Annotated in this window: 15 protein-coding genes; 7 read left to right on the top strand and 8 right to left on the bottom strand. The window is 62.2% G+C overall.

Annotated elements, in window-relative coordinates; translation table 11 throughout:
- Positions 1-16: 16 nt before the first annotated feature.
- Both rhaS and GGD57_RS14240 read right to left on the bottom strand, forming a co-directional pair.
- Positions 17-1012, bottom strand: a complete 996-nt coding sequence (gene rhaS / locus GGD57_RS14245) for a rhamnose ABC transporter substrate-binding protein (protein WP_126909086.1) — start codon at positions 1010-1012, stop codon at positions 17-19.
- A 48-nt stretch (positions 1013-1060) separates the two neighbouring features.
- Positions 1061-1873 (bottom strand): DeoR/GlpR family DNA-binding transcription regulator, encoded by an 813-nt coding sequence (locus tag GGD57_RS14240; RefSeq protein ID WP_184470714.1) that lies wholly within the window; start codon positions 1871-1873, stop codon positions 1061-1063.
- Positions 1874-2073: 200 nt separating this feature from the next.
- On the opposite strand from GGD57_RS14240, the gene GGD57_RS14235 reads away from it, so the two are divergent.
- The gene (locus GGD57_RS14235) at positions 2074-4170 is read left to right on the top strand and encodes a bifunctional rhamnulose-1-phosphate aldolase/short-chain dehydrogenase (RefSeq protein ID WP_184470712.1); all 2097 of its coding nucleotides are present in this window, start codon (positions 2074-2076) and stop codon (positions 4168-4170) included.
- Between the two features lie 138 nt (positions 4171-4308).
- A complete protein-coding gene (gene rhaI, locus GGD57_RS14230) occupies positions 4309-5601 on the top strand; it encodes an L-rhamnose catabolism isomerase (protein WP_184470710.1) in 1293 nt (430 codons plus the stop codon).
- 2 nt (positions 5602-5603) lie between these two features.
- On the opposite strand, the gene GGD57_RS14225 is transcribed toward rhaI, so the two are convergent.
- Entirely contained in the window at positions 5604-5798 is a 195-nt protein-coding gene (locus tag GGD57_RS14225; protein ID WP_184470708.1) for a hypothetical protein, read from the bottom strand.
- Between the two features lie 263 nt (positions 5799-6061).
- Here GGD57_RS14225 and GGD57_RS14220 point away from each other — a divergent pair, with 263 nt between their 5' ends.
- Positions 6062-7270 carry an amidohydrolase/deacetylase family metallohydrolase gene (locus tag GGD57_RS14220; protein ID WP_184470706.1) on the top strand — a complete coding sequence of 403 codons (1209 nt, stop codon included), beginning with the start codon at positions 6062-6064 and terminating at the stop codon, positions 7268-7270.
- A 7-nt stretch (positions 7271-7277) separates the two neighbouring features.
- On the opposite strand, the gene GGD57_RS14215 is transcribed toward GGD57_RS14220, so the two are convergent.
- Complete coding sequence (locus GGD57_RS14215; RefSeq protein ID WP_184470704.1) at positions 7278-8126, bottom strand: IclR family transcriptional regulator; 849 nt, start codon at positions 8124-8126, stop codon at positions 7278-7280.
- Between the two features lie 194 nt (positions 8127-8320).
- On the opposite strand from GGD57_RS14215, the gene GGD57_RS14210 reads away from it, so the two are divergent.
- Positions 8321-9178, top strand: a complete 858-nt coding sequence (locus GGD57_RS14210; RefSeq protein WP_126909243.1) for an SDR family oxidoreductase — start codon at positions 8321-8323, stop codon at positions 9176-9178.
- Positions 9179-9267: 89 nt separating this feature from the next.
- On the opposite strand, the gene GGD57_RS14205 is transcribed toward GGD57_RS14210, so the two are convergent.
- Positions 9268-12879, bottom strand: coding sequence for a hydantoinase B/oxoprolinase family protein (locus tag GGD57_RS14205; protein WP_184470702.1), 3612 nt, complete (start codon positions 12877-12879; stop codon positions 9268-9270).
- An 86-nt stretch (positions 12880-12965) separates the two neighbouring features.
- On the opposite strand from GGD57_RS14205, the gene GGD57_RS14200 reads away from it, so the two are divergent.
- Positions 12966-13496 carry a winged helix DNA-binding protein gene (locus tag GGD57_RS14200; protein WP_184470700.1) on the top strand — a complete coding sequence of 177 codons (531 nt, stop codon included), beginning with the start codon at positions 12966-12968 and terminating at the stop codon, positions 13494-13496.
- A 56-nt stretch (positions 13497-13552) separates the two neighbouring features.
- Here the strand turns inward: GGD57_RS14200 and GGD57_RS14195 are convergent, their stop codons facing one another.
- On the bottom strand, positions 13553-13768 hold the full coding sequence (locus tag GGD57_RS14195; RefSeq protein WP_085739925.1) for a hypothetical protein: 216 nt from the start codon (positions 13766-13768) through the stop codon (positions 13553-13555).
- A 127-nt stretch (positions 13769-13895) separates the two neighbouring features.
- On the opposite strand from GGD57_RS14195, the gene GGD57_RS14190 reads away from it, so the two are divergent.
- The gene (locus GGD57_RS14190; RefSeq protein WP_184470698.1) at positions 13896-14516 is read left to right on the top strand and encodes a TetR/AcrR family transcriptional regulator; all 621 of its coding nucleotides are present in this window, start codon (positions 13896-13898) and stop codon (positions 14514-14516) included.
- A 71-nt stretch (positions 14517-14587) separates the two neighbouring features.
- Entirely contained in the window at positions 14588-14776 is a 189-nt protein-coding gene (locus GGD57_RS14185) for a hypothetical protein (protein ID WP_184470696.1), read from the top strand.
- Here GGD57_RS14185 and GGD57_RS14180 read toward each other — a convergent pair.
- The gene (locus tag GGD57_RS14180; protein WP_184470694.1) at positions 14773-15210 is read right to left on the bottom strand and encodes a DUF1810 domain-containing protein; all 438 of its coding nucleotides are present in this window, start codon (positions 15208-15210) and stop codon (positions 14773-14775) included. The two genes, GGD57_RS14185 and GGD57_RS14180, sit on opposite strands and share 4 nt — an antisense overlap.
- Positions 15211-15316: 106 nt before the next feature.
- Positions 15317-15595, bottom strand: a complete 279-nt coding sequence (locus GGD57_RS14175; protein WP_184470857.1) for a hypothetical protein — start codon at positions 15593-15595, stop codon at positions 15317-15319.
- Positions 15596-15810 lie beyond the last annotated feature (215 nt).

Here is a 15810-nt window from a genome sequence, read left to right as displayed (position 1 = left end):
ATAGAGCTGCTTCGGATCAGAAGACCTTGGAGAACTGGTCGATGTTCGAAGCGTTGTAGACGAAGGGATCGGCCATGGCGGCTTCGCCGTTGTCGCCGACCTTGATCTTGCCCATGCGGCCGGCGGCGATTTCGCTGCCCGGCTTGCCGTCGGTCTCGCCCTTGACGAGGCGATAGGCGATCTGGGTGGCGGAGTAGCCGAGATCGATCGGGTTCCAGATGGCGAATTCCTTCGTGGCGCCCGACTTGATCGCGCCGGCCATTTCGGACGGCAGGCCGAGACCGGTCACGTAGACCTTGCCGACGAGACCCTTGTCTTCGACCACCTTGGAAGCGGCGAGAACGCCGACCGTCGTCGGAGCGACGATGACCTTGACGTTCGGGTTGGACTTCAGCAGGCCTTCGGCTTCACGATAGGACTTGTCGGAGAGGTCGTCGCCATAGACGGTGGTGACCAGGTTGAGGCCGGCAAAATCCTTGAGCTGCTTCTTCATCTGGTCGATCCAGATGTTCTGGTTGGTCGAGGTGGTCGTGGCCGACAGGATGGCGAAGTCACCCTTGCCGCCTTCGAGGTGGTCCTTGACGAGCGTCAGGCACATCTTGCCGATCAGCTCGTTGGAGGACGGGTTGAGCTGCAGGATACGGCCTTCCGGTGCGACACCGGAATCCCAGGAGATCACCTTGATGCCGCGCTGGGTCGCCTTCTTCAGCGCCGGAACGAGCGCGTCGGGGTCATTGGCCGAAACGGCGATGGCATCGACGCCCTGAGCGATCAGCGAGTTGATCACTTCGATCTGGCCTTCGGCCGTCGTCGAGGTCGGGCCGGTGTAGATCACTTCTACGCCGCCGAGTTCCTTGGCGGCTTCCTGGGCACCCTTGTTGGCGGCGTCGAAGAAGCCGTTGCCGAGCGACTTGACGACGAGGCCGATCTTGATGTCCTTGGCGCTGGCAGTGCCGGCCATCATGGCGACGGCGAGCGCTGCGCCGAGCGCCAGTGTTTTCGCGAATTTCATGTCACTTTCCTCCCATTAAGATTTAGACTTCCACACCCCGGCGGCGCTTCATGCGACCGACGAGGAATCCTCCTTCGCAAGCTGCGCCACCGGGGTCGCGACAATGAGCCGGACGCCGGCATTCTCGACCATGCGAGCTGCCTCTTCCGAAATCCCGTCATCGGTGATGATCGCAGAGACGCGGTCGAGCGCGCAGAGAATGAGGCTCGACCGGCGATTGAATTTGCTTGAATCGGCCATGACGACGAGTTCGTCGGCCTGGTGCATCAGCTTCTGCTCGCTCTGGATGATGAGGGCGTCCGCCTCCATGATGCCGAGCGGGCCGACGCCCTGCGCGCCGATGAACATGCGCCGCGCATAAAAATTGCGGATCGCGTCATTGTCGAAAGGCGACAGGATCAGGCTCTGCTCGCGATAGATCGCGCCGCCCGGCACCGTCACGGTGTTTTTCGAATGCTTCACCAGATGTTCGGCAATGGCGAATGAGTTGGTCATCACCTGCAGGCGGTGGCCGGCCATATAATGCACCATCTGGAAGGTCGTCGTGCCGCCATTGATGATGATGGCGTCGCCGGCCTCGCAGAGTTCGACGGCGGCGCGCGCAATTGCGCGCTTTTTATCGATGTTGACTGATTCTGAAACCCGGAAGGGCCGGCCGGCGAGATTGCCGAGCTGCGGCGGGTGCACCGCCTCCGCCCCACCGCGGACACGGCGGATCTTGCCCTGCACGTGAAGAGCCGCAATGTCGCGCCTGATTGTCGCTTCAGAAGCTTCCGTCAATTCGGAAATGTCCTGGATCGTGACGACGGACTTTTCCTGAACGGCGCTTAAGATAATGCGATGACGTTCGCGTTCGTGCATTGGGCTCCTCCTCCTCTTGTCATATTTATTTCGTATCCGTTAAAGACTGTCAATCACAAACGATCATAAATTTTCATATTGCGCTGCACAATTATCGAATTTGATCGTTTTCGATTGACAAGCGCACTTTTGATGCGCGATATCGTGAGCGAAAGGGCGCGCTGATCGCTGCGCCTTGCAAGCCTATATGGGAGGATGACATGGCGGCGAACGTCCGGCTTCTGGAAAACCGGTGGGATGATGGTTATGCGGCAGGCCTCGATGAGCCCGGCAAGCTGCTCTATCGCTCCAATCTGCTCGGCGCCGACAAGCGCATCACCAATTACGGCGGCGGCAACACCTCGGCGAAGGTGATGGAAACCGATCCGCTGACCGGCGGCAAGGTCAAGGTGCTTTGGGTCAAGGGCTCGGGCGGCGACGTCGGCACCATCAAACTCGACGGTTTCGCGACGCTTTACCAGGACAAGCTGGAATCGCTGAAGGGCATCTATAAGGGTGCCGAGGACGAAGACCGCATGGTCGGTTTCCTGCCGCATTGCACCTTCAACCTGAACGGCCGCGCCGCCTCGATCGACACGCCGCTGCACGGCTTCGTGCCGTTCACCCATGTCGACCACATGCATCCCGATGCGATCATCGCGATCGCCGCATCGAAGAATTCCAGGGAATTGACCAGGCAGATCTTCGGTGACGAGATCGGTTGGCTGCCCTGGCGCCGTCCGGGCTTCCAGCTCGGCCTCGATCTCGAAGCCTTCGTCAAGGCGAACCCGAACGCCAAGGGCGTCGTGCTCGAAAGCCATGGTCTCTTCACCTGGGCAAACGACGCCAAGGCCTGCTACGAGCTGACGCTCGATATCATCAACAAGGCGATCGTCTGGTTTGCCGAAAAGACCGAAGGCAAGACGATTTTCGGCGGTGCGCTGACGCAGAGCCTGCCCGTCACCGAGCGCCGCGCCATCGCCGCCCGGCTGATGCCGGAGATTCGTGGCCGCATCGGCAAGCAGGAGCGCAAGCTCGGCCATTTCGACGATCAGGACGCCGTGCTTGAATTCGTCAACTCCCGGGATCTGCGCCCGCTCGGCGCGCTCGGCACCAGCTGCCCAGACCATTTCCTGCGCACCAAGATCCGCCCGCTGATCGTCGATTTCGACCCGGCCAAGCCGGATGTCGACGCGATCGTCGCCGGCCTCGACCAGGCGCTGGAGGACTACCGCGCCGATTACGCCCGCTATTACAACGACTGCAAGCATGACAATTCGCCCGCCATGCGCGACGCCAATCCCGTCATCTTCCTCGTTCCCGGCGTCGGCATGCTGTCCTTTGCCCGCGACAAGGCAACCGCCCGCATCGCCAGCGAATTCTACGTCAACGCCATCAACGTCATGCGCGGCGCTTCGACGGTCTCGGAATATCAGGGACTGCCGGAGCAGGAAGCCTTCGATATCGAATACTGGCTGCTCGAAGAGGCCAAGCTCCAGCGCATGCCGAAGCCGAAGAGCCTTGCCGGCCGCGTCGCCTTCGTCACCGGCGGCGCCGGCGGCATCGGCCGGGCGACGGCCGCCCGCCTCGTCGGTGAGGGCGCCTGCGTCGTACTTGCCGATATCGACCAGGCGGCGCTCGAAGCCACCGAAGCCGATTTCGTCAAGAAATACGGCGCTGATGCCGTGCGCAGCGTTCGGCTCGACGTCACCAAGGAAGATGCGGTGATCGCCTCCTTTACGGAAGCCTCGGTCGAATTCGGCGGCGTCGACATCCTCGTCTCGAATGCCGGCATTGCCTCCTCGGCGCCGATCGAAGCCACCGAGCTTTCGACCTGGAACCGCAATATCGATATTCTGGCGACCGGCTATTTCCTCGTCTCGCGCGAAGCTTTCCGCCTGTTCCGTCGCCAGGCGCTCGGCGGCAACATTGTCTTCGTCGCCTCGAAGAACGGCCTTGCCGCTTCGCCGAATGCCTCTGCCTATTGCACGGCGAAGGCCGCCGAAATTCATCTCGCCCGCTGCCTGGCGCTTGAGGGCGCGGATGTCGGCATCCGCGTCAACACCGTCAACCCGGACGCGGTGCTGCGCGGCTCGAAGATCTGGAGCGGCGAGTGGCGCGAGCAGCGTGCCGCCTCCTCTAAGATCGAGGTTGACGATCTCGAGGAACATTACCGCAAGCGTTCGATGCTGAAACTCAATGTGTTTCCGGAGGATATCGCCGAGGCGATCTACTTCCTCGCATCGGACCTTTCGGCAAAATCGACCGGCAACATCATCAACGTCGATGCCGGCAACGTGCAGAGCTTTACGCGGTGATTTTTGACGGGGCGGATTGCCGTCTGCCCCTCACCCTAACCTTCTCCCCGTTCTGACGGGGAGAAGGTGCCGGCAGGCGGATGAGGGGCGGCCCCAACGGCAGTTCCAATGTAGAAATTGCAGAACCGGGAGGAAGACATGGCCGAGTTCAGGATCGCGCAGGATCTGGTCGCGAGCGAAAACGACAAGCGGGCGACCGCACTGAAAGCCGATTACGAGGCGCTGGGCGCCAGCCTTGACCGTCGCGGCGTCGATATCGAAGCAATCACCCGCAGGGTCGCCGAGTTCTTCGTCGCCGTTCCCTCCTGGGGCGTCGGCACCGGCGGCACGCGTTTTGCCCGCTTTCCGGGCAGCGGCGAGCCGCGCGGCATCTTCGACAAGCTCGACGATTGCGCCGTCATCAACCAGTTGACGCAGGCGACCCCGAATGTCTCGCTGCATATCCCCTGGGACAAGGCGGATGCGAGCGAGTTGAAGGCCAAGGGTGATGCGCTCGGCCTCGGCTTTGACGCGATGAACTCGAACACCTTCTCAGATGCGCCGGGGCAGGCCCATTCCTACAAATACGGCTCGCTCAGCCATACCGACGCGGCAACACGTGCCCAGGCGGTCGAGCACAATCTCGAATGCATCGAGATCGGTAAGGCGATCGGCTCCAAGGCTCTGACGGTCTGGATCGGCGACGGCTCGAACTTCCCCGGCCAGAGCAATTTCACCAAGGCGTTCGAGCGTTACCTCGCCTCGATGGCTGACATTTACAAGGCGCTGCCCGACGATTGGAAGTTGTTCTCCGAACACAAGATGTACGAGCCGGCCTTCTATTCGACGATCGTTCAGGATTGGGGCACCAATTACCTGATCGCCCAGACGCTCGGCCCCAAGGCCCATTGCCTTGTCGATCTCGGCCACCATGCGCCGAACACCAATATCGAGATGATCGTCGCCCGCCTGATCCAGTTCGGCAAGCTCGGCGGTTTCCACTTCAACGATTCGAAATATGGCGACGACGATCTCGATGCCGGCGCGATCGATCCCTACCGGCTGTTCCTGGTCTTCAACGAGCTGGTCGATGCCGAACAGCGCGGCGTCAACGACTTCAACCCGGCCCATATGATCGACCAGTCGCACAATGTCACCGACCCGATCGAAAGCCTGATCAACAGCGCCAACGAAATCCGCCGCGCCTATGCGCAGGCGCTCATCGTCGACCGCAAGGCGCTCGATGGCTATCAGCAGGATAATGACGCGCTGATGGCGTCGGAAACGCTGAAGCGCGCCTATCGCGCCGATGTCGAGCCGATCCTTGCCGAAGCGCGCCGCCGGGCCGGCGGCGCGATCGACCCGATCGCCGCCTACCGCGCCAGCGGCTATCGCAACAAGGTGGCGGCCGAACGCCCGGCTTCGGTTGCCGGCGGCGGCGGTATCATCTGAATTTAAATTGCCGGCAGCACAGGCTGCTGCCGGCAATCGCCCTTTACGGCTTTCAGGCGACGGCGATCTGGCGGGTGGCGATAGTCAGCCTGGCCGGCGGAAGAGCTGCGTGTCGTCGTGACGCTCGCCAATGCCAACGGCACGATCCTGGCGATCGCCGCCTTGCCCATGCGGACCATCTCGCATGCGTCGACCATTCAGTTTTCCCGACCGAAAATAACTGTTTTCCACGACGGCGCGATGCCGGAAACAGCGTGCCCGCCGGTATTATTGCGCAGTCATCATACGTCATTTTTCTTGACACAGACGCTGCTGCTTATATTCTTCTATAAAGATCAGTACGCCATAATTATGGAATTACCGGAAGCGGTAGGATTCCATCATCCTCCACAACGACCAGAAGACGGATCGCCGCAATGCGCAGCGATTCATATCCGAGAGTTCGAAAGGAATGCATATCATGCCCGGGGACCAGGCGAAAAAACCGCTCCTGCTCGCCAATGTCAGGCCTATGGCTTTCGGCGCCGGTGCGCCGGGCGGGACGGTCGACATTCTCGTCGATGGCGACGGCAGGATCGCTGAGATCGGTGCTTCGCTCGTCGTTTCCCAGGATGTGACTCGCATCGACGGCAAGGGCGCTTTCGTCTCGCCCGGCTGGATCGACCTGCATGTACATATCTGGCACGGCGGCACCGATATCTCCATCCGCCCTTCCGAATGCGGCGTCGAGCGCGGCGTCACCACCCTGGTCGACGCCGGTTCGGCCGGTGAGGCGAATTTCCACGGTTTCCGCGAATATATCATCGAGCCCGCGCGTGAGCGCATCAAGGCTTTCCTGAACCTCGGCTCGATCGGCCTCGTCGCCTGCAACCGTGTGGCCGAACTCAGGGACATCAGAGATATCGATCTCGACCGCATCCTCGAAGTCTATGCCGAAAACAGCGAACACATTGTCGGTATCAAGGTGCGCGCCAGCCATGTCATCACCGGGTCCTGGGGCGTCACCCCCGTCAAGCTCGGCAAGAAGATCGCCAAGATCCTGAAAGTGCCGATGATGGTGCATGTCGGCGAGCCGCCGGCGCTCTATGATGAGGTGCTCGAGATCCTCGGACCCGGCGATGTCGTCACCCACTGCTTCAACGGCAAGGCCGGCTCGAGCATCATGGAGGACGAGGACCTTTTCTATCTCGCCGAGCGCTGCGCCTCCGAAGGCATCCGCCTCGACATCGGCCATGGCGGCGCCTCCTTCTCCTTCAAGGTCGCCGAAGCGGCGATTGCGCGCGGGCTGCTGCCGTTCTCGATCTCGACCGACCTGCATGGTCATTCGATGAACTTCCCGGTCTGGGATCTCGCCACGACGATGTCGAAGCTGCTCAGTGTCGGCATGCCCTTCGACAAGGTGGTGGAAGCCGTCACCCATGCGCCCGCATCCGTCATCAAGCTGTCGCTGGAGAACCGGCTTTCGGTCGGCGCGCAAGCCGAGTTCACCATTTTCGACCTCGTTGATTCCGAGGTCGAAGCGACGGATTCGAATGGGGATGTCTCCGTCCTCAACAGGCTGTTCGAGCCGCGCTATGCTGTGATCGGCGCCGATGCTTTCGCCGCCAGCCGCTATGTGCCGCGGGCGCGCAAGCTCGTGCGCCACAGCCACGGTTATTCCTACCGGTAGAAGTGCTTCAGCGGTTGCGCCAGCCCATCAGCTTTTCGATCCGCTCCGCCGAACTGCGCACATGCGCCGTATAGTGGTTCTCGTCGGAAAATGCCTTCTGCTCCGGCAGCACGATGGAAATGGTGGCGACGCATTGGCCGTCGCGATCGCAGATCGGCGAGGCGATGCAGGCAACCGCATAGTCGGATTCGCCGGCCTGGATCGACAGGCGCGACTCGAAGGCCTTGGCGGCGGCTTCCGACAGCGTGCCCGGGTCGATCTCGGCGCGGCCGGTCGGTGACGAGCGAGCGCAGCGCTTGAACAGTTCGATACGCTCCTCCTCGGCCAGGTGGCCGACGAGCAGGCGGCCGGACGCCGTCCAGTTCAGCGGCACCCGGGTGCCGACGCGGGACGCCACCTGGAAGTGGCTCGGGCCGTCGGCCATGGCGAGCACCAGCATATAATCGCCGTCGCGGCCGCAGACCTGCACGGTTTCGCCGGCCTGGCGACAGAGATCGTGCATTTCGTGGGTAGCGATGCTCATGAAATCCAGCGACCGGGCATAGGCGAGGCCGTAGTGATAGAGCCGGGCGCCGAGCCAGACCGAACCATCAGCCTGACGCGTCAGCATGTTCTTCTCGACGAGATCGTCGACGATGACGTAAACCGTCGACAGCGGCGCTTTCACCGCCTTGGCAATGGCATAGACGCCGGCCGGCGATCCGGTTTCATAGAGATGATCGATCACCTGGAGCGCCCGGTCGATGCCGCTGACACGCGCACGGCGCGCACCCTTGCCGCCGGCCTCGCCGGCAAGATCCTCATCTTCGGTGTAAACTGCGGGTGATGTCTTGCCGTCCAATTCTGCGCACCTCATGAAAAACTGCGATCATGTTACATTACTATGGCATAGCGGTCGCTGTGGCAAATCGCAACATCTTGTAGGTTAGATCGTGAAGGCGGATGCGACAGCGGGTTCGTGTCAGGGCGCGGCTGCTCGGCAACAACTCCACCATAAACTTGGAACAACGGGCCGCAGCCTGAGTTTGACACCCAACCCAGGAGGTCATGATGACGAATTATCCGAAACCGCCTTTCCCATCGCAAAAGCAGCCGATGCCCGGTTTTACCGCGCAGATGGACCCCGTTCCCGACCATGGCGAGGAGAGCTATCGCGGTTCTGAAAGGCTGAAAGGCAAGCGGGCGATCATCACCGGCGGTGATAGCGGCATCGGCCGGGCAGTGGCGATCGCCTATGCCCGCGAAGGCGCCGATCTGGTGATCTCCTATCTCGACGAGGATGAGGATGCCGACGAGACGAAGCGGCTGGTCGAGCAGGCCGGGCGCAAGGCCGTCCTCGTCAGCGGCGATATCCAGGATCCGGCTCTGTGCCGGCAGATCGTCGAGACGGCGGTCAAGGAGTTCGGCGGCATCGACATTCTCGTCAACAATGCCGCGCATCAGGCGAGTTTCAAGAGCATCGACGAGATCAGCGACGAGGAATGGGAGCTGACCTTCAAGGTCAATATCCATGCGATGTTCTACCTGACCAAGGCGGCAGTCGCCCATATGAAGCCCGGCAGTGCCATCATCAACACCGCCTCGATCAATTCGGACAGTCCGAACCCGACGCTGCTTGCCTATGCGACGACCAAGGGCGCGATCCAGAATTTCACCGCCGGCCTTGCCCAGCTTCTGGCCGAGAAGGGCATTCGCGCCAATGCCGTGGCGCCGGGGCCGATCTGGACACCGCTCATTCCCTCGACGCTGCCTGAAGACAGCGTCAGCAATTTCGGCAAGCAGGTGCCGATGAAGCGGCCGGGCCAGCCGGCCGAGCTTGCCACAGCCTACGTGATGCTGGCCGATCCCTTGTCGAGCTATGTCTCCGGCACGACAATCGCGGTCACAGGCGGCAAGCCGATCCTTTAATGCAGGTCGCCCGGAATTGGCGGTTTCGGGATAACATGCATGAGGACAAGCAGCTGAAATGCATCGATCAAGCTCTGATGCGATGCGCTTCAGTCGGGTTTGCCGTAGCCGCCGCCGGTCGGCGTCGTGACGATCACGGCGTCGCCGGCGGCGAGCATTGCCTGGTCGCAACCATCAAGCCTTTCGACCGTGCCGTCGCCGCGACGGATCTCGGTTTTCCCCAATTGCCCGTCTTCACCGCCGTAGAGGCCGAAAGGCCGGATCGTGCGATGCGAGGAGAGGATGCTGCAATCCATCGTTTCCAGGAAGCGGATGGTGCGCTTGGTGCCGCCGCCGGAATGATACCGTCCGCTGCCGCCGGACCCGCGGCGGATATGGAAATCCTCGAGCACGACGGGAAAACGGAATTCCAGCACTTCTGGATCGGTCAGCCGCGAATTGGTCATGTGGCTGTGCACGCCGTCGGCGCCGCTGAAGCCGGTGCCGTCATTGAGCAGGCCGGCGGGGCCGCCGGCGCAGATCGTCTCGTAATATTGGTAGGTGGCATTGCCGAAGGTCAGATTGTTCATCGAGCCCTGGGCCGCCGCCAGCGTCCCGAGCGCCCCGAACAGCGCATTCGTCACATGCTGGCTGGTCTCGACATTGCCGGCGACGACGGCAGCCGGATAGGCCGGGCGCAGCATCGACCCGTCCGGCACGATGATCCGGATCGGCCGCAGGCAGCCGGCATTCATCGGGATCGGCTGCTCGACCATGACACGGAAGACGTAAAGCACCGCGGCACGCGTCACCGGTTCCGGCGCGTTGAAATTGGTCGGCTGCTGCGCACTGGTGCCGGTGAAATCGACCGTCGCCTCACGCGCCTTCCTGTCGACGGTGATCTTCACCTTGATGACGGCGCCCTGATCGGTGGGATAGGTGAATTCGCTGTCGCTGAGGCGGGCGATCACCCGGCGAACGCTCTCCTCGGCGTTGTCCTGCACATGCCCCATATAGGCTTCGACGACATCGAGCCCGAAATGGGCGACCATTTTGCGCAATTCCTGCACGCCCTTTTCGTTGGCGGCTATCTGCGCTTTCACATCGGCGAGGTTCTGGGCCGGATTGCGGGCGGGGTAGGGGTGGTCGCGCAGCATCGCGGCGAATTCGGCCTCGCGGAAACGGCCCTTGTCGACCAGCCGGAAATTGTCGATCAGCACGCCTTCTTCATCGACCTTCGTTGCCCGCGGCGTCATCGAGCCCGGCGCCTTGCCGCCGATATCGGCATGATGGCCGCGCGAGGCGACGTAAAACAGGATGGTCTCGCCCGGGTCGTCGAAGACGGGCGTGACGACGGTGATGTCGGGCAGATGCGTGCCGCCATTATAGGGCGCGTTGAGCGCGAAGACGTCGCCCGGACGGATGCGGCCCTCATTGAGGCGGATGATGGTTTCGACGGAGCGGTCCATGGAGCCGAGATGCACCGGCATATGCGGCGCATTGGCGACGAGCGCGCCGGTGCGGTCGAAGACGGCACAGGAGAAATCGAGCCGCTCCTTGATATTGACCGAATGGGCGGTGTTCTGCAGCGTCACGCCCATTTGCTCGGCGATTGCCATGAACAGGTTGTTGAACACTTCGAGCATGACGGGATCGGCGCTGGTGCCGATCGCCGCATGACGGGACAGCGGGACCTCGCGGGTGAGAACGATATGGTCGCGGCCGGTGAGCCTTGCCTGCCAGCCTGCCTCGACGACGATCGTCTGATGCGGTTCGATGATCAGGGCAGGTCCCTTGACGGAAGCGCCGGGCTTCAGCGCCTCGCGCTTGAAGATGCCGGCCTCGTGCCATGTTCCGCCGGAATAGAAGCGGGTGCTGCGCAGTGCTTCCGGCTCGGACGCCTCCGCCCGGATTTCCGCCTCCTCGATGTCGGCGCCGCCGCCGATGCCCTCGACTTCGATGGAGTCGACGACAATAGGCCGGTCTTCGAAGATGAAGCCGAACTGCTTCTTGTGGGCGAGAGCGAAGGCTTGCGCCATCTCGTCCTGCGGCCCGAAGGTAACAGGCAGGGCCGTGTCGGTGCCTTTGTATTGCAGATGCAGCCGGGTGACGATTTCCGTATCGGCGGGCTCGACGCCCTGCAGCGTCAGTTCCTCGCGGACCTCCCGCTCCAGTTCGCTCCTGATGCCGCCGATCGTCGTCAACGCTTCGGCAAGTTCCGTCAGCACCGCGCGCTGGCGCGTGGCGCGGATATCGGCGAGCCCCATGCCATAGGCCGAGAGAATGCCGGAGAAGGGGTGGATCAGCACTTTTTTCATGCCGAGGCTGTCGGCGACGAGGCAGGCATGCTGGCCGCCGGCGCCGCCGAAGCAGGTGAGCGCATAGTCGGAAACATCATAACCGCGCTGGACGGAGATCTTCTTGATGGCATTGGCCATGTTCTCGACGGCGATGGCAAGGAAGCCGTCGGCGACGTCTTCCGCCGTCCGCCCGCCGCCGATCGCCTGCGCCATCTCGGCAAAGGCGATGCGCACCGCCTCGGCATCGAGCGGCTGGTCCTGCCCCGGCCCGAAGATTTCGGGGAAGAAATCCGGCAGCAGCTTGCCGGTCATGATGTTGGCGTCGGTTACGGCAAGCGGGCCGCCGCGGCGATAGGATTTCGGGCCGGGCGTCGCACCGGCTGAATCAGGGCCGACACGGAAACGCGAGCCGTCATAGCTGAGGATCGAGCCGCCGCCGGCGGCAACGGTGTGGATCTTCATCATCGGCGCGCGCATGCGCACGCCGGCGACTTCGGTCTCGAAGGCGCGTTCCAATTCACCGTCGTAATGCGAAACGTCGGTCGAGGTGCCGCCCATGTCGAAGCCGATCATCCTGCCGAAACCGGCAATGCGCGAGACTTCGACCGCGCCGACGACGCCGCCTGCAGGACCTGAGAGGATCGCGTCCTTGCCCTGGAAGAGATGCGCATCGGTCAGCCCGCCGGAGGACTGCATGAACATCAGCTTCGGGCCTTCTCCCTCGGCGGCCCCGAGTTCTGCGGCGACCTGATCGACATAGCGCCGCAAAACCGGAGACAGATAGGCATCGACGACGGCGGTGTCGCCGCGCCCGACCAGCTTGATCAGCGGGGAAACGACGTGGGAGGGCGAGATCTGCGTGAAGCCGATTTCGCGCGCGATGGCAGCGGCCCGCTGCTCGTGCTCGGGATAGCGGTAGGCATGCATGAAGACGATGGCGACGGCGCGCAGGCCGCTGGCATAGGCGGTTTCCAGCGCTTGCCGCAGGCCCTGCTCATCGAGCGGGCGTTCCACCGTGCCGTCCGCCAGCACGCGCTCATCGGCCTCGATGACATCGGCATAGAGCAGTTCCGGTTTGACGATCTTCTTGGCGAAGATATCGGCGCGGGCCTGGTAGCCGATCTCCAGCGCATCGCGGAAACCCTTCGTCGTCACCAAGAGCGTCGGATCGCCCTTGCGTTCGAGAAGTGCATTGGTGGCAACCGTCGTTCCCATCTTCACAGCGCCGATGAGGCCGGAAGGGATCGGCTTGCCCGGCTCGAGGCCGAGCAGTTCACGGATGCCGTGCACGGCCGGGTCGCGATAGGCTTCCGGATTTTCAGAAAGCAGCTTGTGGGCGACGAGCGAGCCATCCGGACGGCGTGCGACGATATCGGTGAACGTGCCGCCGCGATCGACCCAGAAATCCCACTGACTGCCCATGTTCGGCCTCCTGTTAATCTGAAAATTTATTGACGATTTATCGATAAAATGTCAACGTTTCTCCTCTCGCATCGTGGAGGGTGGACATGGCGGATGAGCGCGGAAAACAACCGGAAATCGGGCCGATCGTCTCTTCCGCCCATCTGGCCGATGGCGCGCTTCCTGCTCTTTCCGAGCTGGAATTCGGCCTCATCCTTGCCGGCAATGCCTTCGACCGCTGGATGGTACGCTGCATGACGGCGGCAGGCGAGCCCGGATGTGCGGCGATCGATGTGCTGGTGCTGCATTCCGTGGCGCACAGGCAGCGGCCGAAGCGGCTCGGCGATCTCTGCAGCGTGCTCGGGGTCGAGGACGCGCATCTGGTGATTTATGCGATCAAGAAGCTGGAAAAGCGCGGTCTCGTCACGAGCACGCGGGCGGGCAAGGAGAAACTGATCGCCGCCACCGAAAAGGGCTTGGAAATCTGCCTGAAATATCGGGCGGTGCGCGAAGCGCTGCTGGTGGAATCGGTCAAGGGGCTGGGGCTCGATGCTGCCGCGGCATCGGCGGTGGCGGCAACGCTCCGGGCGCTTTCCGGCCATTACGATCAAGCGGCAAGGGCCGCCGCCTCTTTATGACGGCAGCCCTTGACCGGGGGCAGGGAGAGATCCCCCGAAATGTTCAGGTGGTCCGGTCAGCCGAAGCAGGGCATCGCCGGCAGATTGGCGCGGCTCGCCAGCGCTCCGATCATCTTGCCCACCGGCGTCGGGCGCGGTTCGCGTTTGCCGGCGGCCGTCTCCAGGAGTTGCTTGAAATCGTCAAGCTTCACGCCATCGGCGCGCAACACCATGGCGATCAGGGGGTCGCGAAGGGCTTCGGATATCGTCAGGTCGTCTCTGGTCTTTCTCATGGTTGTCCTCCTTTCGTGGGCGGTCGCCCGTGTTCCACTTTCCGCCGCCATGCTTCAAACATTGACTTTCGCGTTTCGTGGTGTTACCGGTAAGTAACAATGCATTTGTTACCGATCGGTCACATCGATGTCAAGGACGACGTCCGCAAAAAAATCAGAAACTTCGAATGAAATCTCCGCCGGTCCAGAAGATCGCATCCCGCCCAGGGAGCGCATCGTCTCGACCGCATCGGAGCTTTTTCGCGAGCGCGGCATCCGCGGCATCGGCGTCGATGCCATCGCCGACGCCGCTTCGACCAACAAGATGACGCTCTACCGGCATTTCGGCTCGAAGGACGAGCTCGTCTGCGAGACGCTGCGCCGCGCCTCCGAAAAGGCAGGCGCCATCTGGCGCGACCTGGAGGCGGCCTATCCCGGCAATCCGCGCGCCCAGCTCTACGCCTGGGTGGAGATGCGGGCGCAATGTCTGAACGGCGAGCCCGCCGGCTGCGATCTCGCCAATGCCGCCATCGAGCTCAAGGGTGAGGGCCATCCCGCCCATGAAATGATCGAACGGCACAAGGCCGAACAGCGTGATCGCCTGGCCGCGCTCTGTTCGGCGGCCGGCGCGCGCGAAGCCGAGCTGTTGGCCGATACGCTGACGCTGCTGCTCGAGGGCGCCCGCGTCAGCCGCCAGGCCATGGGCGCTGCCAGCTGCTGCGGTCATTTCGCCAAGGCCTGCAACGCGGCGATCGCTTCTTTCGCCTAAATCGGTCTTTCGGGAACCTTACCGCTTCCACGCCGTTTTTCCATCACCGGAGGACAAGTGGAGACCGGGAGATGAACTACGTCTATCTCAAGCGCCTGTATGACAAACGCGCCGAGCTCGAAGCCAAGCTCGAGCTCCATGATGCGCGCTATTGTTTCGGCGAGGAAGAGGTCGATGACGGCACCAACAGCGATCTGCGTCAGCGGCTGAGCGAAATTTCCGACGAAATCGACGCGCTGGAGAGCAGGCCGGGCCGCTAATCCCCGGCGCTGAGGATTTCCATCGTCCGTTCGTCGAATTTCCCCTGATAGAAATGCTCGATCGCCCGGTGGAAGGGCGAGCCGTGGTCGCTGATCGCCGCAAACAAGGTCATCGACGAACGCAGCTTGAGGTCGTCGGGCGAGCCCAGGATCTCATACGCGGATCGGCCGTCGACCGACAGGATCGCCTCGACGCAACGCAACAGCCGGCTGGAAAGAATGGGATCGGCGAGATAGGCGGCGGCTTCCTCGGCCGAGCGGATGGCATATTTTTCCGCCATCGGCGAGGTGCCGAGACCCGATATCTGCGGGAAGATGAACCACATCCAGTGGGAGGTCTTGTGCCCGGCTTTCAGTTCGGAGAGCGCCCGTTGGTAGACACCGTTCTGAGCGTCGACGAAGCGGTCAAGATTGTAGTCGATACCACCGGCCATGGCCCTTGTCCCTTTCCGCTGTCAGTGCAGCCTGGGCCAAGGTCTCATGCCCGGCGAGGTCGTTTTGCCCAGCGAACCAGTTCGCCCGGGCGAACTGCGCTCGCCCTCAGCAGACCCTTTCCGCGTAAGGGCTGCTGTCACGGCAATGGCCGTAAGGCTGATGGTGCGGCCCGTTGTCGCCTGATGGGGCGGCAATGGCCGATGTCGTCACCGGATCCGTCTGATTGGAAGAATATGCGGCAAAACCGACAAAGCTCAAGAGAGCCAGGGCTGCGACCACGACAACACGCTCGAAGCCTGAAAGTTTCTGGGCGCTGACATGTTCGGCATAGTCGCGTTCGCCCGAGCCGGCGGTTTCGTCCTCTCTCACATGATGGGTCACCATATCGTGGCGACGGGTCAAAGTTTCACAATCTGTCATTTCAATTACTCCTGCAACGCATGCGATGCCGGTCTCTCAAGAATAAACTCTCAACCCTCATGGCGAACCGATTCCCGCATGCGTGCAGCATGTGTGTCTTTAATCGCGGCAATTGAAGGGGCGATATGCAAACTCAGTGTTCAAAAAATCGTCCTAATAAATGCAAAATATCGTGAAGC

It is taken from the genome of Rhizobium esperanzae, from assembly GCF_014197615.1.
Taxonomy (GTDB): Bacteria; Pseudomonadota; Alphaproteobacteria; order Rhizobiales; family Rhizobiaceae; genus Rhizobium; species Rhizobium esperanzae_A.
This window is presented reverse-complemented; position numbering and strand designations above follow the sequence as displayed.